Origin of the sequence: Paenibacillus tundrae (assembly GCF_030812775.1) — a bacterium.
Taxonomy (GTDB): domain Bacteria; phylum Bacillota; class Bacilli; order Paenibacillales; family Paenibacillaceae; genus Paenibacillus; species Paenibacillus tundrae_A.
The window spans coordinates 1-24,293 of record NZ_JAUSTI010000002.1; the positions used below are offsets into that span (position 1 = coordinate 1).

Genomic DNA, 24,293 nt, shown 5'->3' on the forward strand with positions numbered 1-24,293 from the left:
ACTTAAAAAGGATGACCCCTGTAGAATACAGAGATCACCTTCTTCAAGCCATGTAGGTCTTTTTTAGAAATGTCCTTTACATAGGGTACAGTTTAATAGTGACTTCACTAGGAATTTGTCGTTGTCTGCCAATACGATTCGTTTTCATCACCCTATTAGTCTCATGATTTAGTACCCTTGACGTTATTCACATATGCTTTGAAACTTGTATATGCATTTTCTATATCCGCTACACGAACATCCTGGTTATCTGCGTCGCTTATGTCTGGAATTGGCAATAATCCGTATTTTTTAATCTCACTTGATATCGGCTCAATACTAGAAAAATACGTAAAAGAAACGATACGTGCCTGCGTAAACGGTGTCTCCCCTCGATACATTGCAGCCATTTCAACCAATAATTCAGTTAAAGATTGCGGCTGAATTTCAGGGAATTCATTGTCAGCAACCTTACCAGCATCATCTGGATTAATTGGCCCATGTGGAGCAACATACCATTCATCTGCAGCTGCTAACAGGCGTTTATAAGAAAGGGTTTTGGAAAGATCTCCTATGGCGTTGTAGTCCATCGAATCTTTTGTTTTTTCTGAAGGAGCTTGCGCCTCCTTAGTTTTGACCATTGTGCTGTTCGTGGTTAATGATATATATTCAAAAGTACTCGCTCCTATAATTAGGATCACGATCATAACAATCCACTTTTTATTCATTCGCTCCCCCTTAGTTATGCTTTAATTTGCGAATCACCCTACACATTTCTTCGTGTCGATCTCTTTCTCCTTCTATTTCTCAACTTTCCGCTTCTTGAATAAATGATGGCTCTCCGATATCTATTCTTCTTTTTTTATTGTAAATGTATTTTTACTGTTGACAAATGCCTAACACAATCATATATTGATTAGGAAAACAAAGTTTCCCAAAGGAAACAAATTAGCGCATCGGAATATTTTTTACACTAAGGAAATAGAGTTTGCTATAGGCGATATATGAAGGGGCGAGAACCAATGATACAAATTAGTCAGCTTAATGTGGATTACTTCGGTAATCCAGCACTTCAAAATATAGAGATGGATATTCCGCTAGGATATACCATTGGTATCATTGGACCTAATGGTGCGGGGAAATCAACATTTATTAAATCCTTGCTTGGTGTTATCAAAAAACGTACAGGGATCGTTCGAGTTAACGGAACAGCACTTACTCAAGAGAGAAAAAATATCGCGTACGTACCTCAAAAAAGTGAAGTGGACTTAACTTTTCCCATTACAGTTAGGGATACTGTTCTGACTGGAACATACCCCAAATTGAAACTGTTCCGCAGACCTGAAAAAAAAGAAAAAGCATACGTGGATCACTGTATGGAATTGGTAGACATCTCAGACTTAGCGAATAAACAAATCAGTAATTTATCGGGGGGGCAGCTTCAGAGGGTATTTATCGCAAGGGCACTCGCCCAGCAGGCAGATATTTTCTTCCTAGATGAGCCGTTTGTCGGCATTGACCTTGTAAGCGAAAAAATTATTGTAAATCTTCTGAAACAACTTCGGGAGCAAGGAAAAACCATATTGATCGTTCACCATGACTTACATGAGGTTGAAGAGTATTTTGACAAGGTCATCATTCTCAACAAAAAATTGATTGCTTTTGGAGATGTGTCCAGTACCTTTACTACGGAAAACATACAATCAGCTTATGGTACGTCACTGGGCACGATTCAAATTCGAGGATTGGGAGATGTTCAGAATGATTGATCTGTTGTCAACATGGCTTGATATCCCGGTGTATGCACTGAACGCTGGATTGTCAGCGATTATTTTGGGGATTGTTTCGGGTGTTCTTGGTAGCTTCATCGTGCTTCGAAAAATGTCTCTGATGGGTGACGCATTGTCACACGCTGTACTTCCGGGAGTTGCCATCTCGTATATTTTAGGCATTAACATGTTGGTGGGTGCTTCATTGTTTGGTTTGCTCGCAGCAATTCTCATCCAATTCATAACCAACCGCAGTACCATAAAAAGCGATACGTCCATCGGTATTATTTTAAGTTCATTCTTCGCATTAGGGATTGTTCTCATCACGTTTGCCAAGAGTGGTCTCGACTTAACACACATTCTATTCGGTAATATCTTGGCCGTCCCGCAATCCGAGTTAACACAATCCTTCATCATCATGTTAGTTGTTATCGGTGTTGTATCACTCTTTTACAAGGAACTGCTCATTAGCTCGTTTGACCCGATTGTATCAAAAGCAAATGGATTAAATATAAATTTCTATCATTACTTACTGATGCTCCTGTTATCAATCGTCACAGTGTCTTCTCTTTCACAGGTAGGTATTGTCCTAGTCATCGCAATGCTCGTTATTCCGGCAGCTACCTCGTATCTGTGGACCAATAAGCTAGTTCACATGATTGTGCTCGCATCCGTATACGGTGCGTTATCCGGAGTAATCGGTGTCATACTTAGTTTTGAATTTAATTTACCGACGAGTGCAACGATTGTCCTTGTCGGCATGACTGGATTTGCGATTTCATTTATTCTATCTCCCAAAAACAATTTCTTTAAGAAAGGATTAAGAACACAATGAAAAAACAAGTAATCGGCGTTCTTCTTGCTCTAATGATCGTGTTGTCTGCATGCTCTGAAACGAAGTCCAATAGTACGGAGGCATCAACTACTCCAGATGAAAAACTAAAGATTGTAGCCACATATTCTGTAATTGCAGATATGGTCGAGAATGTGGCAGGCGACAAAGCGGACGTATACAGTATGGTTCCAATCGGAACAGATCCGCACATGTATGACCCATTGCCACAGGATACAAAAGAAGTCTCTCAGGCCGACCTGGTATTCTATAACGGACTTAATCTAGAAACCGGCAAAGGTTGGTTCCAGGATCTGCTGAAGGTTACCAACAAAACAAATGCAGCGTTCGTCGTATCTGAAGAAGTGACACCAATGTATCTTAGTGAAAAAGGAAAAGAAACGCAGGAAGATCCACATGCTTGGCTTGATATTCAAAATGGAATTAAGTATGTAGATGTCATTACAAAGCAAATTATAGAGAAAGATCCAGATAACAAGCAATACTACTTGGATAATCAAGCGGCCTACGTTGCCAAATTAGAAGAAGCTGATCAATACGCCAAAGATCAAATCGCGAAAGTGCCTGCAGAAAAGCGGATTTTAGTTACGAGTGAAGGTGCATTCAAGTACTTTTCCAAGGCTTACGGTTTTGAGGCAGCCTATATCTGGGAGATCAATACAGATAACCAAGGTACTCCTGAACAAATGAACCGGATTATCGATATTATTAAAACAAATCGAATTCCAGCTCTGTTTGTTGAAACGAGCGTTAACCCTAAAACGATGGAAACCGTTTCTAATGAAACAGGAGCACCTATTCACTCCAAAATATTTACAGACTCCCTCGCCAAAAAAGGCGAAGATGGCGACACATACATTACGATGATAAAATGGAACATCGACAAAGTCACAGAAGGTTTGTCGCAATAATCAATAATAAAACGAGCCACCTTATGGTGACTCGTTTTTTCACATGTTTTCGTTTGGATATATTTTTTCCCGATACCTTAGTTAAGCAACTGGCGAAGCTCCTCTACTTCTAGACGTATAGCTGGCTGGTATGCTGCACTCTGTACATAACGATGGAAACTGTACAACAACTGTCTTCCCTCCAGCGTTGCCATTAGACTATCTAGATTCATCGCCCCCATCAGTACTCTTCCATTCCGTACTTGACACTCCATCAACAGTCCGAGCTTATGATTTCGTTCAAAATTATCAATGGTCTGCACAATTGGTTGCAGGTCTTTTTTTAGCTCATCCAGAATGATGGATGACGACGCGGAAACGATGCTCCACCATGGATAAGTCGAATACTCTTCTGTGACAAAATGTTCGAAGACGGGATGATCCTTTTGAATCAACAAGCCCATTGTACCCACGGGAACTTCTCTTTTCATATGTTCCGATATTGATCGGAACATGGGATAAGACCAAAAATCCGTGCTGTAGAAACCTTGAACCGCGTGTTGAATCTGTTTAGGATTCGGGAAAAGTAGAATATCTTCTCCTTGCTCTAGGAGCGCCAGCGCCTGTTCCGAGAGTTCGGTAAATAGATTCAAACTGCTTAGATCCACTTCCTGTTGGCTCGGGTAAATCCACAGGTCATAAGACTTATGAATATCTGTACCCGGAATAGACAATCTCATTTGCACTTGGGTCATATCGGAGACTTCAGGGATAGGAATACGGAGATCCGTGATACTCACAACATTTTCTCCATGGAATGCTGGCAGATTAACTTCACCCCCCATAAGGATGCCACCTTCGATTTGCTCGCTTTGAAGTACCCATTTCAGTTGATATCCATCCAATGCTTGTCTCCTGAAGTAACTTAGTTCAAGACGTGCTTCGAACAATTCACCAGCTTGATAATTATATTTGGGGAATCTCGCTAGCAGCACAGCATCGGAACAAAACGTTCTCCACTCCTCAGGTGTAATCATACCCTTAGAATCCATGAATGCATCCAATACACCTACTAGCGCTGTACCCTGCCCACTGAAATCTTGGAGATCCAGCAGTTGGAACCCAGCTAGTTGCTGCGAACGAAAAGCGGCTTCCAGTTCCTCCTTGTAACATTGAACAGCGAGTTTACCGGAGGCTCTGAAGTAGTCTTCCGCCAAATGTCCCAGCCCTTTAGCTTCCAAACGCTCTTGAAACACTTCGAAGTTCTTCGCTTTCAGAGAACCCGTATACTTGTGGATCTCTTGGAAGTTAGGAAATGTGGCGTACTGTCCAATTTCATGTGAGATGATCGGTACATGTGAGACAAGTTGGTCGCTTCCGGCTTCGGCCTGCACCGTTTTGGAGCCTGTCCCATATTGAATCTGAATCTCTTTTTCCGGCGTTTGAGCAGAAGAATCAGCATCGCTTGCTTGCACCGGTACAATGTTCGAATCATAATCTTTCAACGTGTTAGGCAGATCGGTCTGCACATGACCAAGCGGAGCATCACACATCGCATACGATCCTCTGAACAGGCGGTCTTTGGAGAAACGTACTCCGCAGAAAAATTCGCTTTCCTCCAGAATATCCGGCACAAACTGAAAGTTATTGGAACCTTCGGTGTAAAGATGGCGATGATCATATGCCTTGTATTCCTTCAGGATCGAATTCAATTTGTCCTTGCTTCCCCAAAGCTCGTTCCCCAGAAAGGAAGTTCAGGCTCCATGTAGATACCAAGCAGATCCGCTGCAATAAAAGCAGCCTCTGGAGGACAACAGGTATGGAAACGATAGTGATTGATGCCATAAGATTTGGAGATAGCAAGAATGCGTATCCATTCATCGACATCTGTTGGCGCGTATCCTGTTAGTGGGAAGATCAGCCCATCATGTTTGCCTCGAAGAAACGTTTTGTGACCATTAATGGTGAATTTGTCTCCAGCCGCCCGGAATTCCCGTAGTCCCGTCCATACTTGGTTAGAATCTAGTATATTACCGTTCTGATCCTGCAAGTGAATATGAAGTTTGTACAGATTAGGTTCATCATCACTCCATAACATGGCATCTTCGCCAATCTTGTACCTCAGCTGAATCTCCTGCATAGCCGGGGTGAAAATCTGTTCCTCCGTTGTAAACACCGGATCTGCACTGACTGCAACAGAAGATACCACAATTTTCAAGCCTTGCAGTTCACCGACAAGCAACGCCTTGATCTCAAAAGATCGAGTGGCTAGGACGGGATAGACTTGAATATTATCGAGGAAAACACGCTCAAAAAATTGAAGTTCTAATTTCCCTGTAATTCCGTTCCAATTTGTCTGTGTGTCCTCGGACGTAAGGTGACCCCCTTTGGTTGGATAATCGGTATTGTCCACTCGAATCGTAATTGTATGAGTTCCAGCGGTTAGCCCGGCCTGAATCTCGTAACGGTGAGGTGTGTTCAGACTGTTCTGTGTCCCTAATTCTACGCCATCGATCCAGACTGTCGTAACTCTCGTTCGTTCCAGGTGTAAAAAGCAACGTTTGTCAACCAAGTGCTCTGGGATTTCGATCTCTCGTGAAAACCATGCATACCCCTCAAATAGATATTCATCTGTCAGTGCACCGATTAACACATTTTCATTTTTCTTTCCCTTACCCGCATGAGATGTTGTGTTCGGCAATGTTATAACATCTGAAAAATTCAAACCACGTTCTACCTTTTGTTCATCGAGTTGGAGTTTCCAGGTTCCCTCCAGATTAAGTGCAGCTATCATGATAATGTCCCCTTTTAAATGATATCGTCAATATGGGTAATCGCTTACAAGACAAAAGAAACCGTTTTCGAAAATCATAGCTATAGTATAAACTCGATTGATGCTCCCCGCATAGATTATTCGCTTATTAAAAATCAGAAAACATCGTATTTTGTTTGCTTTTAATATTACTGTGCTTGAAACGATTCCTCATTTAACCGAAGTAGATCTGGGCAATAATCCTCTGAATGAGCAAGCGGAGCAAGTCATAATAAATTTGGAAAAGAAAGGAGTAATTGTGAACCTAGATATCGATGAAGTTGATCAAATGAAAATAAGCTGAGTCATAACCCATTCATAGATTATGCCTTTTCATACAGCACTAATAGGTCGTTATATACTAACGACCTTTTTGATGGTAAGACTTGGTTTTTTAATTCTTTTACATCCCAGCTAACCTTAACATATCTTCAAGTGTCAATTTTCCAACCATCTTATAACCTTTATCATTCCCGAGCGGTTTTATAATCACAGTCTCCATATTGGAGAGCTGTCCCAGCTCCATGCCTGGTGGGAAGGAGTGAGCTATAATGACTCTGTTAAACTGGTTTGGAGGCGTTTGTTCGACTTGCTTTGTAAATGCTTGAAGAGTACGCTCTACAATTTCGTTCGTTGGATGTTGACTAAGTTTATATATATCCAACCAGAAATCATTTACTTTTACAGCTTGATCACCAAAAGCAATCTGAGCCGTTTGGAGTGTTCTACATAGTGGACTCGCTTCGACGGGAATATAGACAGGAATGTTTAGTTTTCGAATTGCGATGCCATACTTCTCAGCCTCTTCCTTGCCCTTAGCGCTCAGGTTCCTTTGTGTTGTGCAATCCGTTAGATCAATACTCTGTTGATCTTCCCCTACAGTTGCATCTCCATGACGGATGTAAAGTGTGTATCCTCCCTTTTGAAGATCATTTATAAGAGAAGAATCGGTTATTTCTGTTCCAATTGCAAGACAAGTTGTTCCATACAAGAGGAAAAAACACGTCACAATAGTGAATAAACGGTACATTTTCTTCCACCTTTTTTTCACTACTCTCCCCTTATTACGAAATCTTATACAGTGTTTATTTATTTGTCGGTATACTTCTAAAGAGGATGATGAAGTGATCCAACAATACGAACACCTTTTTCTTATGAAATAGTTATGGCTACTTTTATATCATCTCACCTTAGTACTTTAAACATACCTACCGTTTTAGACTTAAGTTTCTACTAAACAGATTCGATAGATAACTAAAAGGACCTGCCGCATAAAACCGACAAGTCCAAATGGATAAAAAGAATTGCGAAAAAGATTCGTTTTATTTTAGGCTAATACAAACTCAATAACTTCTCGATTGAATTTTTCTTTTTCCTCATAGAAAGGGGCATGTCCGCTGTTTTCAAAACGAATAAGTTTTGACGTCGATACGATTTCATGAGCTTGTTCAGCGGCTACGAATGGACACACTTGATCGTGAACCCCATGCAGCATCAGTGTCGGGACACGGATGGCTTCAAGATCGGAGCGAAGATCCTCGCTGCCGATCGATTTTACCGTTTCGATCGTCGCATGAACGTTCGCCTTCATCCCCATGTGCCATAACCAGTTTTCTATCCCTTGGGAAGGCATCGTGTGGAAAAACCCTTTAAACATATTCGTCAGCGTTTGTGGCCGATCGGCTTGAAGTCCGGCGATCAATCCATGTACCGCTTCTTCTGGAAGTTTACTCAACGTCGCGGCTCCGAAAAGCATCAATTTGGAAACTTTATATCCCCGATGTCTGCCCATATACCGAGTTACAACGCCGCCGCCCATAGAAAAACCGGCCAGTGTAACGTCATTAAGATTAAGCTGGTCGATCACTGCTTTAATATCGTCTGCCATCCGATCATAAGTGTATCCGTTCAGCGGGTGGTCGGAACGTCCGTATCCTCGCAGATCGATTCCGATAAAACGGATACCATGTTGAGGCAGTACCGATTGCTGGTACTCGTAGATCCGATGATTGACAGGCATACCGTGTACAAATACAACAGGCTTCCCTTCGCCAACATCTTCTACATAAAGAGTGACATTTTCCTCGACCTCAACATAATGACCATTAGCTGTATGCAACATTATAATTTCCCCCTTATAGTTAAGCATTCCACTCTATATCGTCACGGTAGACTTCATAAGTGGTCGCATTCCATGATTTGGGCTACCTCCGTAATGAAAGCTTTGAGCTTTGCGGCTCGTTGCGACCATGCCGTCGAGCAATCCCATTCTTCCGTAAACCCAAGAACCTTTACACACACTTGTCAGCAAACATTGTTCTAAAAGAGAACGGATATAGCAATACAAGCGACCGTTATGCATTTCTTGACGTGTTTCGAATCCCCTGAGAATAAGAAATGAATCGAAATTCGCTTCTCCTCATCACGATGGATCCTCCCTGAAGATATTGTTGGCTTGAGAACTTCTTCATGTTATCATCGGTTTATCCATTTTAAAAACGAAAAGATATGATAGAATCCATTTGTTTTTTCGATACCTGGGAGGAAGAATCATGTTGGAGAACTTGGAAGGACGGTCGTTGCTTACTTTTTTGGCCGTATTGGAAGAAGGGAATTTTAGCCGTGCCGCAGAGAAGCTGGGCTATGTGCAATCGACGGTTACTTCACAGATCCAGTTATTGGAGCAAAGCTGCAACCAAAAACTATTTCACCGACTTCCCCGTGGCGTAAAACTGACTGAAGCGGGCGAACAGTTTGCGCTTTATGCCCGAAAATTTGTACAGTTGGGTCATTCACTCGAAGAAGCATTAGAAAATCTGGATCATCCTCGTGGCACATTGCGTTTGGGATCGTTGGAATCATTTTTGGTCACGCGAATGTCCAATTTTATGCATTCTTTTTTCACGGAATATAAAGAAATCCATCTGCTACTAGAAACGGGATTTCAAGCGGATATTGTCGAACAGGTTCAGTCTCATGTCATTGATTTTGGAATCGTACCGATGAATCCCAAAAAAGACGATTTAATTTTTGAGCCGCTGATCGAAGAGGAAATGATCGTCGTCGCCTCCCGAAATCTGGCTCATTTGATCGAAAACGAAGGATGGGAAAATAATTCGGGAATTCAGATGATCGGCTTCGGTTCCCGCTGCGTATATCATACGGAAGGACTCAAACTGTTAAGCGAAATGGGTCTACCCTCCGAATTCCGTTCGACTGGATTTGCAAGTACCGAACTTGTACGGCAGGTCGTGACTTGCGGACTTGGTGTTGCTCTTGTACCTAAGATCATGATGGCTCAAGAACTTGCAAAAGGCAGCGTCATTTCGCTCCCCCTGCCTCGACAAGTCACCTTCGTTCACGGCATCGTCCGGCACAAAAAACATGTATTGAACACACCTTCCAAAGTGTTTTATCGCGCATTGACCGAATATTTTTCTAATCAAACTTCAATAGGATCAATCTGATATATAATGTCGCACTACCAAACTAGAAATATGTATTCCAGTAGTTAGCCCTGCCTTAATATGAATCTTAATCAAAACAAAACCCGCCTATACCTTCAGAAGGAATGGGCGGGCACAATGCTACGGTTTTTTTGATTGGCATCCAGCCCCTAGCGTTTCATATACTATGTCACATGATGTTTGCTTACCAAAGATACAGATCTTTTCCCTTTAATTTGAAGATCGCTTCAATAAAGAAATAATCTCCATAAATGATGGACTGGTGATGTTCTTTCGCATGATAAGCCGCCGATCCATTCACTAAGATGCAGTCACAGCTCTCCGTCCAGTCTGAACGAGCCTCATCGAGTACCTTCAAGAGTTTGATCGCAGCATTCAGATAGAGCGCCTTCTCATGCAGCCCGACAGCCTTAGATATTTCAATGAGTCCACAAGCAGCAATCGCTGCGGCCGTGGAGTCTTCGTATGCAGGTTCTTTTGGCTGCCTAAAGTCAACAGGAATAATTCCATCATCTGGAATATTTGCGATAAAATAATGAGCAATACGCTTTGCTGTATTTAGGTATTCCTCTTTGCCCGTACGAATATAGCTCATCATAAAACCATAAAGTCCCCACGTCTGACCTCTGGACCAAGAAGAGCCGTCCTCATATCCTTGTCCTCCATGCGTTCTGACAACTTCCCCATTAAACGGGTCAAATTCAACAATATGATGAACCGATCCGTCCGGACGTACAAAGGTTTTCATTACGTTATCTGCATGCTTCAGGGCAATCTGCATAAAACGAGGATCCCCGGTTTCTTCAGTAGCCCAATAAAGGAGCGGAATATTAAACATACAATCAATAATCGCCCAACCTCGACTGTCCTCTTCAGGTAAGTCGTTCCACGCTCGTATAAATTCCCCTACTAGATTATAGCGACCTGCCAGAAGATTGGCTGCATGTAGCGCTCGTTTTCGGGACTGTGGATTTTGGGTGAGCTTATAGTTTGTAACACTGGTTGGCAGCCACATAAAGCCCACATCATGATGCAATCCGTAATACTGCTGCAGCCCGGCATCTAATTTATCTTCAGAGAGGTTCGCATACTCTTTGTATTTCTCCTGACCCGTTACATGATACATTTGCCACATCATACCACCCCAGAACCCATTGGTCCACCAATTGATTCCGTCAGCATGTGTCCCGCTTGGATTCTGGACTGATCTGTCATCATGTACTCCATTGATGGTCGTGTAAGGAATTTTGTCTTTCGATTTCTCACTCACCCAGTCCATTTTTTCGATTATACGTTGAACGACTCCTTGAAGCCAAATATTTGAATTATCAATGGTTAACATGGCTATTCTCCTGCTTTCAGTTTAATATCTATATAGCCAAATACTACTTATAATCGTTGACCTTAACATTAGCGACGTGGGCTCCAACTATAAGATCCTTGTCTTTACATAAAGGTTCGCCATTCACCAACACATTTTCAAATCTTACATTCTCTACCTTGCGTGCTTTGTCGTAGCCCTCAATGTGGGAAGGATTTAGACAACATCCGTTATACTCAATATTTTTGAAAAGAACATTGCGGATCCGTTTACCGGGAGCGGGATTGTATTTTGGATTTTGTAGCACTCTCACATTGAACAATTCGCCTAATTCGAAAGGTTCAATACGGATGTTCTTATACAGTATGTTCTGCACCGTGTTATGATCTCCAGCATTGATCGCTAGACATCCCCAGTAGTCCGGCTGTGGTTCGTGATGTTCTAGAATATCAATATCGCTGAGTACAATATCCTCAATTACATCTCCGTCTCCTTCATAGTTACCGTGTGTACCTATATTGGCTGGGTGCGCCACATCTGCCCATAAGATCGAACGTTTAACTCGAACTCGCCGGGTATCTCCCTGATATTCGCCCCGAGAGGCATAGATTGCAATGCAGTCATCCGAAGTACGCAGAAATACATTATCAATGTTCACATCTGAACAGGCCATCATGTCAATGCCATCTGACCAGCCTCGAGTGCTGAACGTTTTGATGTTACAAATATCTATAGCTTCGGATTGCCCGATCAGGACTGTATAATGTGGCGGGTCGATGAATGTTATGCCTTCAATGGATATATTTCGGGAATAATTGATTTCTACCCCGCGATAAAAGGTCGTTTTCTCAAAATCAGACATATACAATATTCCCCTTCCTCGAATGACCACATCCTCCACGCGGTTACAGATAAATCCTCCATAGATAACTGCACCACCTGCGATATAGATGATTGTATGGGAAGGTACCTCTAATCGAGATGTATCGAAATGATGAATACCGGGTTGAAAATAGATCACGTTGGTTCTCACCTCTGAACTCGCACGTGCCAAAGTCTCCAGCATGTCTGCCGAATGATGCATTCCCGGGGCTAGCAGCAGCACACCCTCATTCGAAACTTGCGGGATATCTTGCTCCAGCGGATTAGCAAAAATATGAAGATTGTGGAATCGGTCTCCATCCACTTCTAAGGATAGCTGCTGCGGACCGTCTAGATGAAGCGATATGTGGTCTGCTTCCAACGCACAGCTTAAGCCTGCTGAGATCGGGCGGACAACCGCCGCCTGAACAGTTCCTGCATTTTTCACAATATGCAGTTCTACCGGCCCGTTACAATCGAACGTGACCATCGATGCATTGCGGACATCATGCATATCAACCTTCACATTGTAGCTAGACAAGGGATGCCATTCTCCGTGCGGCTTACGAACTTTCACAGTGAAGTCTGAGTTAACTACGGCACCAATCGGGGCTGGATAAACCACTACTTCGGTATTAACAGTCTGCATATACGTCCTCCTCTAACCCTAGAGATGAGCAGGTTAGCAGACGAGCACCATTCCCAGTTCATCTGCTAACGATCGTGCCTTCATCTCTGAAAAGTTCTTTTATCTATTGCGCTCCTCATAGATCTGTTGAGCCTCATCCAGTTCCGACTGTCCTCCCGAGTTCAACCACTGTGACCGGAAATCATCAAAGTCTTTGTCCGTATTGGCTTCACCCGAGATTGCTTTAATATAATATTGAGCCTGCAATGTATTTAAAATTGCCTCATACTGGGCTTTTGTCGTCATAACCGTGGACTGCATCAGATCAGTCAGGACTGTAACATCCTCAACATTAGTCAATTTCTCTTTAAAAGCCAGCTTCTCAGGAGAATAGTGATGCTTCATCATGGAACTTACTTTGGCACCGAATGGATTATAGAAACCCGCACCCAGTTCACTCATTAACTCGGTACCCGCCGCGGCTTCCGTAACAACTGCCAATTCGCCCTCCAGGTTATAGGAGTTTCCTTTTTCGCCAAACACCGTCGTTAAGTAGCCTTCCGTATCCGTTGTGACATACTCAAGAATTTGCAAAATCTTGATTCGTTTGGCATCATCCTTCTCCAGCTGTGCTCCAAACAACAATGGAGGCTGCAAGGCTCCGTTAGCCATCGCATACTTCTTGCCGTCCGGTCCAGCGAACGGAACACCGGGAACAAGCTCAATGCCTTTATCTTTGGAGATCAGCCCAAAATATCCATCATCATACAGATGGTGCCACATTCCTGTCTCGATGATGCCCGTTCGCAGACTGACAAATTTGGTTTGAATCTCGCTGTTGCCATCGGTGATGAACTCGGGATCAATAATGCCCGCCTTATACCATTTATTTAAGAGCTTCAGTGCATTGCGAGCTTCCTCTGTAATCGCGCCATAAGTTACTTTGCCATTCGCATCTAGCTTGAACTGGTACGGAGCTACTCCGTAAGCTGCAAACACCGTATTGAACAGCTGTGCCTGAGCATCCTTACCTCGTCCGGTCAAGCCATACGTATCCTTTTTACCGTTACCGTCTGGGTCGTCATTCATGAATTTGGTCAGCACATCCTCAAGCTCGGCAAGATTCTTTGGCGGTTCATTGTAACCAATAGCTTTGAGCCATTGTCCGTTGTAGGCCGGAATAAACCCTGTTGCACCTTCTCCCCATACTTTGGGAACTCCCCAGTTCTTACCGTTGTACGTCCCTGGATCCCAGGCATTCGGATCAACACTTTCCACGTCCGCCGTGTATTTAGGCATATATTGCTTAATTTCCTCTTGGGATACACTCGCAAGAATACCTTGATCCGCCCATTGCACCACATCGCCTACAGTGCCATCTACCGAAATAATGTCTGGAATCTGGCCGGACGCCAGCATGACATTAAATTGTTCTTTCCAGGTAGCCGTTTCGAAGGAGATATTCTTGAACTTCACATTAAATTTATCTTCCAAAAACTTCTGAACATAATTGTTATCGGCTTTTGGGATATTCCAGTTGTTTGCGATTGAGATTTCTATCGGCTTCTCCGTGCCCTTGTCGGAACCTTCTTCTGTACTGTTGTCGGTACTCCCTCCACCACTGCAACCGCTTACTAATAATGAAGCAGATAACACTATGCCTAGCATACCGGTTAATAATCTCTTTTGTTTCATCTCTGAATTCCTCCTTGTGATCTAACGATTCTTCTTATTTGCATCAAGACGCCTTGAGGCAGCTTGAATGGATCCCTCTTAGCCTTTAAGCGAACCTACCATCGTTCCCTTCACAAAATACTTTTGCAAAAATGGATATACTAGAATGATGGGTAGTGCGGTGAACATGAGTGTAGCGGCTTTTATGGGTTCCTGGTATCCCAGTTCCGAGCCCTTCACATCTGCTGCGAACATGGATAGATTCTCTCCTGTGATGACCACTCGTCTCAGAAAGGTCTGAAGCACCTGCTTGGAAGGATCCTGAATATATAACACTGCGTCAAACCAGGCATTCCAATGTCCTACCGCAGACCATAGTGATAAGGTGGCGATAACAGGCATCGATAACGGAAGTACGAGCTGGAACAAAATACGCAGATCGTTCGCTCCATCAATTTTGGCCGAATCCTCCAGCTCATCAGGTATGTTCTGAAAGAAATTACGCAGAATCAGCATAGAAAACGTACTGATCAATCCAGGGATGATATACACGAGCCGTGAATCCAGCATTCCCAGGGATTTAATCAAGAAATAAGTTGGAATCATCCCGCCGCTAAAGAACATTGTGAATACAATGATCATGGTATACACATTACGATGCGGTAAATATTTACGAGATAGCGGATACGCCCCTAACGACATGAACAGAATCGAGCATACCGTTCCCACCACCGTACGAAAAACCGTATTTCCGAATCCCATCCAGATATCCTGACTTCCCAGTACCTTCTCCCATGCAAAAAAGGATACCTGCTGGGGATACAGATGGATCCCCAATCTCAATGCTTCTGCCGGTGTACTAAATGAGATCGAAAGCATATGCACAAACGGATACAGCATGACAATACATAAGATTATCATGAACATAATCAAACCCACCTGAAACAGGTTACTGCCCCTGCTATACTTCACTGCCTTGTCCTCCAATCTGGTTATTCTGTTTAGAAGAGCCCCTGCTGTCCAAACCTTTTAGCCATATAGTTCGTTGCCAGTACTAGCGCAAAAGCAATCACATTCTTGAACAGACCGACTGCTGTTGTCATGCTAAACTGGAAGTTTTGTAAGCCCACCCTGTAAACGTAAGTATCCAGAATATCCGCCACACTATAGGTTGCAGGGGAGTAAAGGTTCAAAATTTGGTCAAAGCCAGCATCCAGCACATTGCCAATACGCAGAATGAACATCAGTACAATGACTGGCATAATCGTCGGAAGTGTAATACTGAGGGTCTGCCTCCAGCGACTCGCTCCGTCCATCACCGCGGCCTCGTACATCTCGGGCTGAACACCCGCAAGTGCGGCCAAATAGATAATCGTACCCCAGCCAACTTCTTTCCAAATCGCCGAGATGACAAGTGTTGAACGGAAATGATTCGGATCTCCCAGAAAATAGACCGACTCCAAACCCACAAGCTGGAGCAGATAATTGACCACACCAGATGATGGAGACAACAGTGTGATTAAAATCCCTGAAAGAATGACCCAGGAAAAAAAATGCGGCAGATAAGTCAGCGATTGTGCTACCCGCTTGAAAACACCTGAACGAATCTCATTAATTAATAGCGCAAGGATAATCGGTGCAGGGAATCCAAACAGAATATGCAAAAAACTGATGAAGATCGTATTCTTCAGAATCCGCAAAAAATCAGGAGATTGAAAGAATAAAAACTCGAAATGCTTGAAGCCGACCCATGGACTGCCCCAGATTCCATCCATGATTCTGAAATCCTTGAAGGCCAGCTGGATCCCGTACATTGGTCCGTATGCAAAGATGGCATACCACATCAGCACCGGAGCAAGAAGAAGAAAAAGATATCTGCATTTCTTGTATTCCCTCCAAGTTGCTGCCCATTTTGACGGCTGTTCATTAAAGATACTTTTCTTGCCGTCCACTTCCGGATTGTGCACCGGGTTCATGATAACTGCTCCTTTCCAACCATCCAAAATTGCTCATGTCCACACTCCAATCTTAGTGTTATGTAAGCGCTTTTTCTATTGTAAGTTCTTTCGATTCTTTATGATTTCTTTCAGGATTTCTTATAAAATCTAATGAATTCATAAAAAATGACTGCTGCTTGGATAACATTCATTAAATGTTCCAAACAACAGCCCATATGCACCGCCTTACCTTCTATCTCTATCTTTGCTGCCCTATTCCTTATCCAGAGACAAAGAATCCAGCGTTGCCAGCTGTGAATTCCGATATTGTACAGGCGTTACGCCATAACGTGATTTGAATTTACTGTGAAAATACTGTGGATTCCGGTATCCGACTTGTGTTGCAATAACTGAAACCGACAGACGTGGTTGATCACGCAGTAGATCTGCTGCTTTTTCCAGTCGCAACCGCGTTACATATTCCGTAAACGATTCTTTGGTTCCTTCACTAAAAAGGGTAGAAATATAAGCAGGGGCTAGCGATACTTCCTTCGATAGGATCTGAAGGGATAACTCTTCATGCAGATGATCTGCAATGTATACCTTCAAAGTTCGAATGACATCCGTATGTGCATGGTTGCCCGCATACTTCAAATGTTCAGTAATCTGCATGCATAGTCTACGTATGCCTTCCACCGTATCGATCAGTGTATCCTTTTTTAATTCATCAAAGATATTGGAATGGGGTAGAAAGTGTTGTAATTTCAGCTCAAGCACCGATTGATACAATTGCATTATTAATTGCAGCACAGCGAGCTCTGCTGTCTCAATCTGCATGTGACCATCCTGAAGAACCTCCAGAAAATGATTAATGAACTCAGCAACCGCCTCCTGATCTCCCGCCTGTAATGCATTCTTGAAATGATCGTATTGAAACAGATAAGGGGTTGTGTTCATGTCCTGCACGCTGGAGTATGCAACGATTGAATCTTTTCCGTATAAAAAATGATATCTACTTGCCTGCTTGGCCATCTGATACGAATCAGCGAGTGCTTCTGGGTGTTCTACCCTACTTCCCATTGCCGCTCCAAACCGAGAAACAGACTCCGTAGATCGCTGAAGCTCCTGCAACTCGGCTAGGATACGCTTCTCTGCGTCTTGTTCGTCAGGAAGAATACAATAAATCATAGCCGCCTCATTCTCATTAATTGGAACAAATATGCTATGGAAAGACCGATTCATCTTTTCATAATGCATCTTCAACCCTGCACTGCCCTCTTCCGGAATTCGGAGATAGACGGTGCAATAATCATATCCCGGTTGAATGAATTGCTCCGCTTCAATCTCTAGACTTACGCCAAGTAAGAGGTTTTTCATGTGGTTTTTCTTAGCTTGGGTCTCCAGGTTTACGATCTTTTCCTCCATCAGATGAAAGGTGTTACCGATGAATGCGTACTCATTACCCAAGGACGTGACGGCACTTGATGTATGCAAACCTTTGATCTGCATCATCAGTCTCTTGATCGGGATGTAGAGCTGCTTGGAGAAAAAGAACGATAGTAACAGACCGAATAACACAACTACGCCGCAACTAATTACAAGGCTGTTTTTCAACTGTTCGGATGACAGGACAAATGAGTTCATCGGACGATACATCGCATAGGTCCATTCCTGCTGCGAGTTGGCGGACTCCAGGTAAGACAGCACGGCTTTGCCTTCCGCTCCTTCAATAATCTGTTCTCCACTATGCTGGTTGTGAATGGTATTCTGCAATAACCCACTGAGCGCCTCATTATATTGCCCGGTGTGCAGCAGCTCTTGACAGGAAGAGTTGAAAATATACAGCTGGTCTGCAGAGGAACTCAAGATTCGGGATGCTGCCGTCTGTAGATACTCCACCCCAACATCCATGAAGAAATACCCCATAGTTGGTACGCCAGGTGTCTCGTAGGGCAGTTTAATCACATAGGTCATTACCTTGCTACCATCCGCCAACGTCCGAAACAGCCATTCTTTAGAATTCACTTCGTTCAGCTTAAGGATGAATTCAGCATCTTCTGATGTATCACTCTTCATATGAAAGTTGCTGGCATCTACGACATAATGATTAGCCGGAAAATAAACCGTAACATTAGTTAGCCCTTCATTTTCAATCCTGTAGAATTCCAATTCCTGCCGGAAGGAGGCAATTCGACTCAAATTTCCTTCCCAGCTCTTCGTTAACAATAGATTCAAGTTGAAATTATTCTGAATAAATCGAATGGATAGTGCTTTATTCTGTAGATTGTCTTCATACTTCTTCAATATCGTCTGCTCGATATAATCCTTGGCAGAGCTCAGACGGTTTTTATTGTCTTTGGCAATCTCATCCTCCATCATTTCATTAGCCTGGGTGTACCAATATCCACCCATAATGCCGATCAACATCACGGACAGAACAGTGTATGACAATATAAATTTGATAAAGATCGTTTTTCTATATTCAGGCATTTACATCCACCCCCTGTTACTTCGCTCCTCAGTGTGCGATCCCGTCTCTACAACAATGTATGCGCTATCATAATTGAGGTCAGCTATAGTTATTCATATTGCTTAAGCTATCAAAATCATTCTCTAAAATCCAGTATAAAATCTTTCACTTCATTCTAATTTCTTTCATCCATGTAGCTGATCTGCACCGATCTACTACATTACAATAAAAAAAATGTCCCATAGCCTCCTTATTCAAGGGCTTCGGGACATAAACGCTTGCTTTCTTTTACATCAAGGGTTTCGTTAAATTCTTACTAATTTTCATTCTGGAACAACACTACCGTTCATCCTTCATCGTTCGTTACCGTCTTGATCACCAGGTTCTTTATGGCCTGAAGCAAGTCATTAGCTGCGGAGTCAATCTGTGCCTGGGTATAATCAGCATCTTCCGCTATTGTTGTGGCCATCAATCTGGCTTCCAGCATAGTTGTGAAGCTAGCCTCATCATAGATTTCCCCATCTAATGTACCCGCTTGTTCCAGAAGCTTTACCAGCAACGTTGGGTCAGTGGGCTTGCTGTACAATTCCAGTTCGGCCACATTGGCATAGCCGCCCGGTGAATAGTACCTCAGATATCGGAACGATGTATCATTGGTTATGGGGGCTGTATACCATTGGACGCTACCGATCCCGCTGATGGTATACAAATCGGTGTAATACGTACCATCATTAGAACCCTGAAGAGTAGCTCCGTTAACTCGCGTTATCTCTGAAGCCTTACCATTTCTCGGATAGAACTTGAAGCTCGATAATGATTCGGCCTGATCCTCTCCCAAATCAATATCAATCCATGACACAGCATCCATGGTATCGGTAAACGTGTCAACATTGCCGTCCATGGCACGCCAACCATTCTGTTCTTTGGTTCCCTTGTTCTGATAGACTGGCGTGGAAGCCGTCACCATGGAAGGTGTTATGCTAATCTTCTGTGCAGGCAGCGAAACTAGAGAAACCAGCTGCTCTTGAGCCAAGTACAGCTCCTGCAGCAGAGCAGGGCGATCCGATGCGGGATTGTTAAAGAGTGCTCGAATTCGCTCAACCTCTTGCATATATTCGTAATAGCTTCCCTTCGTATATCCTTCCGGGCTAACTACTTTGGAATCGATGCTGCGAATATCATATTGTCCGTACAATTCCACTTCTGCCACGTTTCCGTTCCATGCAGCGCTATTGTAAATTCTCAGATATCGGTAAGCATCATGCTCGACGATCCTATCCCCGCCAATGTAAGTCCACTTACCTTCAGCTGTTCCTGTCACAGCTGAAATCAAGTTCGTCCAGCTATTATTGTCGTTCGAACCTTGCAGGACAACGCCATTCATTCTTGCAGGATAGGAGGCTCTAGGCATCAGCATGATATCGCTCAGCGTAACCGATACATCAGGCCCAAAATCAACCGTATAGTAAGCTCCAGCTCCAGTAACCAGATCGCCATAAGTGCCCGTATTGCCATCAAACAATAGATAGCCTACCTGCTCTTTGCTCAGTCCGCCTGTACCATACTGTTTATCTGAAGCTGTTACGGTGGCGAGTCTGGTCACATCGAGGAGCTTGGATTGGTTTACTAAATACAGGGAAGACTGATCGGTCGTGAAGATGGCAGGACCTACCGACAGCCCATTAGCCGTCTTATAGTCAATGGCAAACTTGATAGGCCCTGTAGGTGCAAGATTGTCCATGACGGCCGATGCCGTCCAGTTCAGGTGATCCGTTGAATGCACCGTTGCCTGCTTAGCTTGAATTACAGCCTGCACATCATGAATCGGTTCAGTCGATTCAAAGGTAAGCACAATCGTATTGCCTGTATCAACGCGGTTCTGATTGCTCTCTGGAGAGCTTATTGAGAGTGATTGAATTTTATTATTCGTTTCATGTCGTTCTCCAAATATTCTCAATTCGGACAACTCCAGCATGGTACTCGATGGCTCAATCATCTGAATCTTGAAAAAACGGAAGGGCGTATTTTTGTGTGCTTCACTGACCTCCAGTGTCTGCATATCTTCAGAAACGACGGTTAACTCTGGAGTTAATCGTGTCCAGCTTTCATTATCATTGGAGCCAAAAACAGCAGTACCGCCAATCCGCTCAGGAAAGCTCGCCCTTACCTGAAGGGAGAAGGCATCTGCACTCACTTTATAATCCGGTCCAAAATCCATCGTGTGCGTTAAATTGATGGCGTTACCATAGAATGCAAAGCTTCCTGCGTAATTATCCAATAAATTGAGTGTTTCATTGTAGAACGTTGCGGCAGCCAGCATATTGGAATAATCTATACTTCCATCCTGAAGCTGCGGTGTTAATTCCTGAAGATTCACTACCGCAGCTCTCAATTGCATCAGCTTTTGCAAAAATTCGTCATCCGAAGCTGTTGTGATTACGTTCATAATATCAGCATATACGCGATTGTAATGCGCCAAACTCTCAGAGATATAGCTAATCTCCGGGTTATAGGGGGCAATCACTGCAGCAACAGCAGATGAACGGTCAGCACTGACAAAAATAAGGACTTCTTTAGCTGTGATCGTGGTTCCATCGGTCGCTCCTACCACTATGGTATAGATCCCGGTATGCTGCGGCTTCCACGAAAAAGCACCCGTACTCTCGTCAAACATAGCACCCTCAGGCTTATGATCAATCTGGTAGGTGACGTTGTCACCTGCGCCTGCATCTGTGGCAGAGAAATCGTACTGCAATGCAGCATCTGACCCGACATATGAATATAGGTCTAGAGAGCTTCCGCTTTCGTTAAAGACAGGTGGTGTCAGCTGTTCACTTGCTTTAAGATGGATGTGATCCATATCCACCAGAGTGCCCGATCCCTGAATTTTGAAATAGGTCAAATCACTTAGCCCTCGCAGATGGTGCATCGTATAAGTTACATATTTCCATTCTCCCCGGGTGTTCGGCAACATTAAAGGAGCATCTTCCCACCCATTGATCACGAGCTTGGCTGTACCCGTGGTTCGTATTCGCAGTCCTATGGTTTTAACGGGAGTGCTGGTGCTGACGATGGAGATACGACTGCCTTCCTCCGTCGCTGTAATCTCTACAAAGGATGTCTCCCCCTCTTGTTTGATCTCGGAATGGGAATCTAGACTTGTTGCCCGGTGTTCTATTTCATTCCAATTTGCATTCGCCGATACTTTAGGAAGTGTTGTTGCACCTTCACTCGCTGCTTCTGCAGGGATAAACATCCAATAATCAGCGCCCCCATCTGGAGATTCCCAATAGAAAGGCAGCCGCTTCTTAAACATATCGGCATAGTAGGGAGCTTCCTCCTCCATATCTAAACCTGCCGCATATTTGTAATAATAATAGAGGCCATAGACATTGCCGCCGATACGTCCTCTGTACCCTTCAGCCAGCTCCTTATAGATAATTGTTGGATTGCCGTTGGCATCTGTATGAGCCGCAACCGGTGTCCATGGCGTATCATGACCCAGCATGAACTGTGCAAAATAATCAGCTGCCTTCAATATCCTTTGATCGAGATATTCGTAGGCATTAACCGCATTTTCCGCCGTGGACACCGTTCCAACGACTGGATCGACTTTGGTTTCCTGCGCTTCCAACAGGCGAGCCAAGATCTCCACATTGGTGATATCTCCCGCACCGTGGGCTTGATCCCTACCCATCTCCACATGCTGCACTCTCGGTGGAACCACTGCCTCACCTGTCAGAATGTTAGTATCCACCAGTCGAAATAACTGCTTAATCGAGCCGTTTTGTCCTTGATCCACAGCGCTCTCATTCACGGTAAACCATTCTACGCCCTCATTGTAACGGTCACGGTTTCCTGTAAAGATATATCCAGACATGGCTCCAAGGAGGGGATACAGATGCTGGTTCATAAAATATCCGTTGTGATGCTGGAATGTATCAATGACCGGATAGATGAGATTAGTGCTAAAATCCGTTGTGTCCTGATCTGTCCACTCCAGTTCTTGTGTAGTGCTACTGGTATATCTTAAAATCTCTGCTGCTGTCACCATGCGATTCAGTGGAATTCCGGTATGAATATGCGAATCATTGAAATAGCTGTATTTGGCCGGATCCATCTGAGACCAGATTCGGATAATGCCCATCGCATTAGCTCTGTACTCCTGTTCACCTGTTACATAGTACATGATGGCCTGTGTGTAGGCCTTTAAGCTATCTGCTATAAATTTGGAGTTGAAGGATTGGCTATTGAAATCCACGCTGCCAGGTTTTGTCGGATCCGAACTGCTACGATTGCTGGATGTAACATTTCTAGCTGCTGCTCCAGATTCAGTCATTCGTTTAAAATAACTGTACCAGGGCTCTTGCTCTGCAAGCACCTGTGTGCGCATATTCTCCAGAATGTCCTTAGTAAGTCCAATTCCAGGATGCTTGAAACCGCTTGCATCAATTTCCTCATAAATCGTTGGCAGATATCCTGCTGCTGTATTCTCGTTCACAGACGCCTCACCTGATACCGGATGAGGATAATCCACTACAACGAGACTAACGATTAACATAAACATGACAATACACTTGACCTGGTTTTTTAAGCCGCGCTTCTGTCTTAAAACCATGTACATGCCTCCTTCAAGTCGTGGACTCGTGTGCCTTTCCATCGTTATGAATTGATGTTTTGGTCTTCTAAAACATTGCAGCATTTCACAAATTTCGTCTATTGTAAAATCATTCAATTTGTTAAGATATCTTTCAAATCATCAAGCAACGTTAACTGAACCGCTTTGAAACAGTTCACATCTCGTTTCAAGAGGGCAAAAGAAAAAGCACCCAGAAGGATGCTCCAAAAAAAATGTTTGACCAACATCGCTCACTACATATTAGTCTAGCAGGCTGTAGATCTGAATGCTCTCCACCTTGGCATCCTTGATATGAAACGACATCACATCCACATAATTAGAAGGCTCATAGCGGAAGTCATCCTCCTCATCGGGGGCTCCATTACCCAGCAGTTTCCCCTCAGGGTAGGCATTTTTGAGTGTATCCAGACTATCTCCTGCTTTAATGTTACGCACTGTCGTGTACTTAGGATCTGTAATTTCGATATGGAAGATGGAGTCTTGTTTCCCCTCCGGTATACTGATTGTTTTAATCTCCAGACCAGGATACGTATAAACCTTTTCTGTAAAACCGATTAAGGTATCCATGTTTGTTCCATCATCAGCACTATACGTATGAGATTTCAGGTTATCCGGTTTGCCCAGCATCTGTTCCATCTGATCTTCATTCGCTGTATCCGAAATTGCAATGGTGTGCTCATTATAGACAAAAGCAAGCTCCTTCAGCACCACATTACCTTCCTTCTCGATCGAACCTTCCTTGATTGCTTCAGTACTCTGTTCTTCTGCATTTTCTGAAGCAGGTGCAGTAGAATTGGAAGCTTCTTCGCCTTTAGCCTGTTCGTTCGACGTGTTATTTTCAGCCGAGTTCTGCGCCGCTTCTGGCGTCTTGGCACCATTGGACTGGCAGCCCGCTAGCGTCATCGTTAATAAAATACTCAGCATTACAAAACCTGCAGTTTTCTTTGTTAATTTCATCTTGATCCCTCCATAAATGTGTGATTTCTTCTTATG

General features: G+C 43.6%; 17 protein-coding genes. 4 read left to right on the top strand and 13 right to left on the bottom strand.

What is annotated here, in order from left to right; translation table 11 throughout:
* Window positions 1-161: 161 nt before the first annotated feature.
* Window positions 162-707 (bottom strand): hypothetical protein, encoded by a 546-nt coding sequence (locus J2T19_RS03320; protein WP_307213171.1) that lies wholly within the window; start codon window positions 705-707, stop codon window positions 162-164.
* Window positions 708-1,004: 297 nt separating this feature from the next.
* On the opposite strand from J2T19_RS03320, the gene J2T19_RS03325 reads away from it, so the two are divergent.
* Genes J2T19_RS03325 through J2T19_RS03335 form a run of 3 tightly spaced genes read left to right on the top strand, consistent with a single transcriptional unit; the run spans window position 1,005 to window position 3,512 of the window.
* Window positions 1,005-1,748, top strand: coding sequence for a metal ABC transporter ATP-binding protein (locus tag J2T19_RS03325; protein WP_370874808.1), 744 nt, complete (start codon window positions 1,005-1,007; stop codon window positions 1,746-1,748).
* Window positions 1,741-2,583 (top strand): metal ABC transporter permease, encoded by an 843-nt coding sequence (locus J2T19_RS03330; RefSeq protein WP_307213175.1) that lies wholly within the window; start codon window positions 1,741-1,743, stop codon window positions 2,581-2,583. The genes J2T19_RS03325 and J2T19_RS03330 overlap by 8 nt, the downstream gene beginning before the upstream one ends.
* Window positions 2,580-3,512, top strand: a complete 933-nt coding sequence (locus J2T19_RS03335; RefSeq protein WP_307213177.1) for a metal ABC transporter substrate-binding protein — start codon at window positions 2,580-2,582, stop codon at window positions 3,510-3,512. Before J2T19_RS03330 ends, J2T19_RS03335 begins: the two co-directional genes overlap by 4 nt.
* A 77-nt stretch (window positions 3,513-3,589) precedes the next feature.
* Here the strand turns inward: J2T19_RS03335 and J2T19_RS03340 are convergent, their stop codons facing one another.
* From J2T19_RS03340 to J2T19_RS03355, 4 genes are all read right to left on the bottom strand, one after another.
* Window positions 3,590-5,203 carry a DUF8487 domain-containing protein gene (locus J2T19_RS03340; protein WP_307213178.1) on the bottom strand — a complete coding sequence of 538 codons (1,614 nt, stop codon included), beginning with the start codon at window positions 5,201-5,203 and terminating at the stop codon, window positions 3,590-3,592.
* Window positions 5,200-6,285: a beta galactosidase jelly roll domain-containing protein gene (locus J2T19_RS03345; RefSeq protein WP_307213180.1), complete on the bottom strand. Its 1,086-nt coding sequence runs from the start codon at window positions 6,283-6,285 to the stop codon at window positions 5,200-5,202. Before J2T19_RS03345 ends, J2T19_RS03340 begins: the two co-directional genes overlap by 4 nt.
* A 421-nt stretch (window positions 6,286-6,706) precedes the next feature.
* Complete coding sequence (locus J2T19_RS03350) at window positions 6,707-7,354, bottom strand: histidine phosphatase family protein (RefSeq protein ID WP_307213182.1); 648 nt, start codon at window positions 7,352-7,354, stop codon at window positions 6,707-6,709.
* Window positions 7,355-7,630: 276 nt separating this feature from the next.
* Complete coding sequence (locus tag J2T19_RS03355; RefSeq protein WP_307213184.1) at window positions 7,631-8,425, bottom strand: alpha/beta fold hydrolase; 795 nt, start codon at window positions 8,423-8,425, stop codon at window positions 7,631-7,633.
* 430 nt (window positions 8,426-8,855) lie between these two features.
* On the opposite strand from J2T19_RS03355, the gene J2T19_RS03360 reads away from it, so the two are divergent.
* The gene (locus J2T19_RS03360) at window positions 8,856-9,770 is read left to right on the top strand and encodes a LysR family transcriptional regulator (protein ID WP_307213186.1); all 915 of its coding nucleotides are present in this window, start codon (window positions 8,856-8,858) and stop codon (window positions 9,768-9,770) included.
* A gap of 184 nt (window positions 9,771-9,954) precedes the next feature.
* Here the strand turns inward: J2T19_RS03360 and J2T19_RS03365 are convergent, their stop codons facing one another.
* The 8 genes from J2T19_RS03365 to J2T19_RS03400 all read right to left on the bottom strand — a co-directional run bounded on the left by J2T19_RS03365 (window position 9,955) and on the right by J2T19_RS03400 (window position 24,257).
* Window positions 9,955-11,112 (bottom strand): glycoside hydrolase family 88 protein, encoded by a 1,158-nt coding sequence (locus J2T19_RS03365; RefSeq protein WP_307213188.1) that lies wholly within the window; start codon window positions 11,110-11,112, stop codon window positions 9,955-9,957.
* A gap of 43 nt (window positions 11,113-11,155) precedes the next feature.
* Complete coding sequence (locus J2T19_RS03370; RefSeq protein WP_307213189.1) at window positions 11,156-12,601, bottom strand: glycosyl hydrolase family 28 protein; 1,446 nt, start codon at window positions 12,599-12,601, stop codon at window positions 11,156-11,158.
* A gap of 99 nt (window positions 12,602-12,700) precedes the next feature.
* Window positions 12,701-14,275: an extracellular solute-binding protein gene (locus J2T19_RS03375; protein ID WP_307213192.1), complete on the bottom strand. Its 1,575-nt coding sequence runs from the start codon at window positions 14,273-14,275 to the stop codon at window positions 12,701-12,703.
* Window positions 14,276-14,353: 78 nt separating this feature from the next.
* The gene (locus J2T19_RS03380; protein ID WP_307213194.1) at window positions 14,354-15,181 is read right to left on the bottom strand and encodes a carbohydrate ABC transporter permease; all 828 of its coding nucleotides are present in this window, start codon (window positions 15,179-15,181) and stop codon (window positions 14,354-14,356) included.
* A gap of 74 nt (window positions 15,182-15,255) precedes the next feature.
* On the bottom strand, window positions 15,256-16,230 hold the full coding sequence (locus J2T19_RS03385; protein WP_307213196.1) for an ABC transporter permease: 975 nt from the start codon (window positions 16,228-16,230) through the stop codon (window positions 15,256-15,258).
* Window positions 16,231-16,464: 234 nt separating this feature from the next.
* Window positions 16,465-18,681 (bottom strand): helix-turn-helix domain-containing protein, encoded by a 2,217-nt coding sequence (locus J2T19_RS03390; protein ID WP_307213198.1) that lies wholly within the window; start codon window positions 18,679-18,681, stop codon window positions 16,465-16,467.
* A gap of 326 nt (window positions 18,682-19,007) precedes the next feature.
* Complete coding sequence (locus J2T19_RS03395; RefSeq protein ID WP_307213200.1) at window positions 19,008-23,279, bottom strand: discoidin domain-containing protein; 4,272 nt, start codon at window positions 23,277-23,279, stop codon at window positions 19,008-19,010.
* Between the two features lie 261 nt (window positions 23,280-23,540).
* Window positions 23,541-24,257 carry a hypothetical protein gene (locus tag J2T19_RS03400; protein WP_307213202.1) on the bottom strand — a complete coding sequence of 239 codons (717 nt, stop codon included), beginning with the start codon at window positions 24,255-24,257 and terminating at the stop codon, window positions 23,541-23,543.
* Between the last annotated feature and the right edge of the window lie 36 nt (window positions 24,258-24,293).

Bases quoted from the DNA above. Each gene is read 5' to 3' on its own strand.
- J2T19_RS03320 (WP_307213171.1), bottom strand. From the start codon at position 707: ATGAATAAAAAGTGGATTGTTATGATCGTGATCCTAATTATAGGAGCG.
- J2T19_RS03335 (WP_307213177.1), top strand. From the start codon at position 2,580: ATGAAAAAACAAGTAATCGGCGTTCTTCTTGCTCTAATGATCGTGTTG.
- J2T19_RS03390 (WP_307213198.1), bottom strand. From the start codon at position 18,681: ATGCCTGAATATAGAAAAACGATCTTTATCAAATTTATATTGTCATAC.
- J2T19_RS03365 (WP_307213188.1), bottom strand. From the start codon at position 11,112: ATGTTAACCATTGATAATTCAAATATTTGGCTTCAAGGAGTCGTTCAA.
- J2T19_RS03370 (WP_307213189.1), bottom strand. From the start codon at position 12,601: ATGCAGACTGTTAATACCGAAGTAGTGGTTTATCCAGCCCCGATTGGT.
- J2T19_RS03355 (WP_307213184.1), bottom strand. From the start codon at position 8,425: ATGTTGCATACAGCTAATGGTCATTATGTTGAGGTCGAGGAAAATGTC.
- J2T19_RS03380 (WP_307213194.1), bottom strand. From the start codon at position 15,181: ATGTTCATGATAATCTTATGTATTGTCATGCTGTATCCGTTTGTGCAT.
- J2T19_RS03345 (WP_307213180.1), bottom strand. From the start codon at position 6,285: ATGATAGCTGCACTTAATCTGGAGGGAACCTGGAAACTCCAACTCGAT.
- J2T19_RS03330 (WP_307213175.1), top strand. From the start codon at position 1,741: ATGATTGATCTGTTGTCAACATGGCTTGATATCCCGGTGTATGCACTG.
- J2T19_RS03360 (WP_307213186.1), top strand. From the start codon at position 8,856: ATGTTGGAGAACTTGGAAGGACGGTCGTTGCTTACTTTTTTGGCCGTA.
- J2T19_RS03400 (WP_307213202.1), bottom strand. From the start codon at position 24,257: ATGAAATTAACAAAGAAAACTGCAGGTTTTGTAATGCTGAGTATTTTA.
- J2T19_RS03385 (WP_307213196.1), bottom strand. From the start codon at position 16,230: ATGAACCCGGTGCACAATCCGGAAGTGGACGGCAAGAAAAGTATCTTT.
- J2T19_RS03375 (WP_307213192.1), bottom strand. From the start codon at position 14,275: ATGAAACAAAAGAGATTATTAACCGGTATGCTAGGCATAGTGTTATCT.
- J2T19_RS03395 (WP_307213200.1), bottom strand. From the start codon at position 23,279: ATGGTTTTAAGACAGAAGCGCGGCTTAAAAAACCAGGTCAAGTGTATT.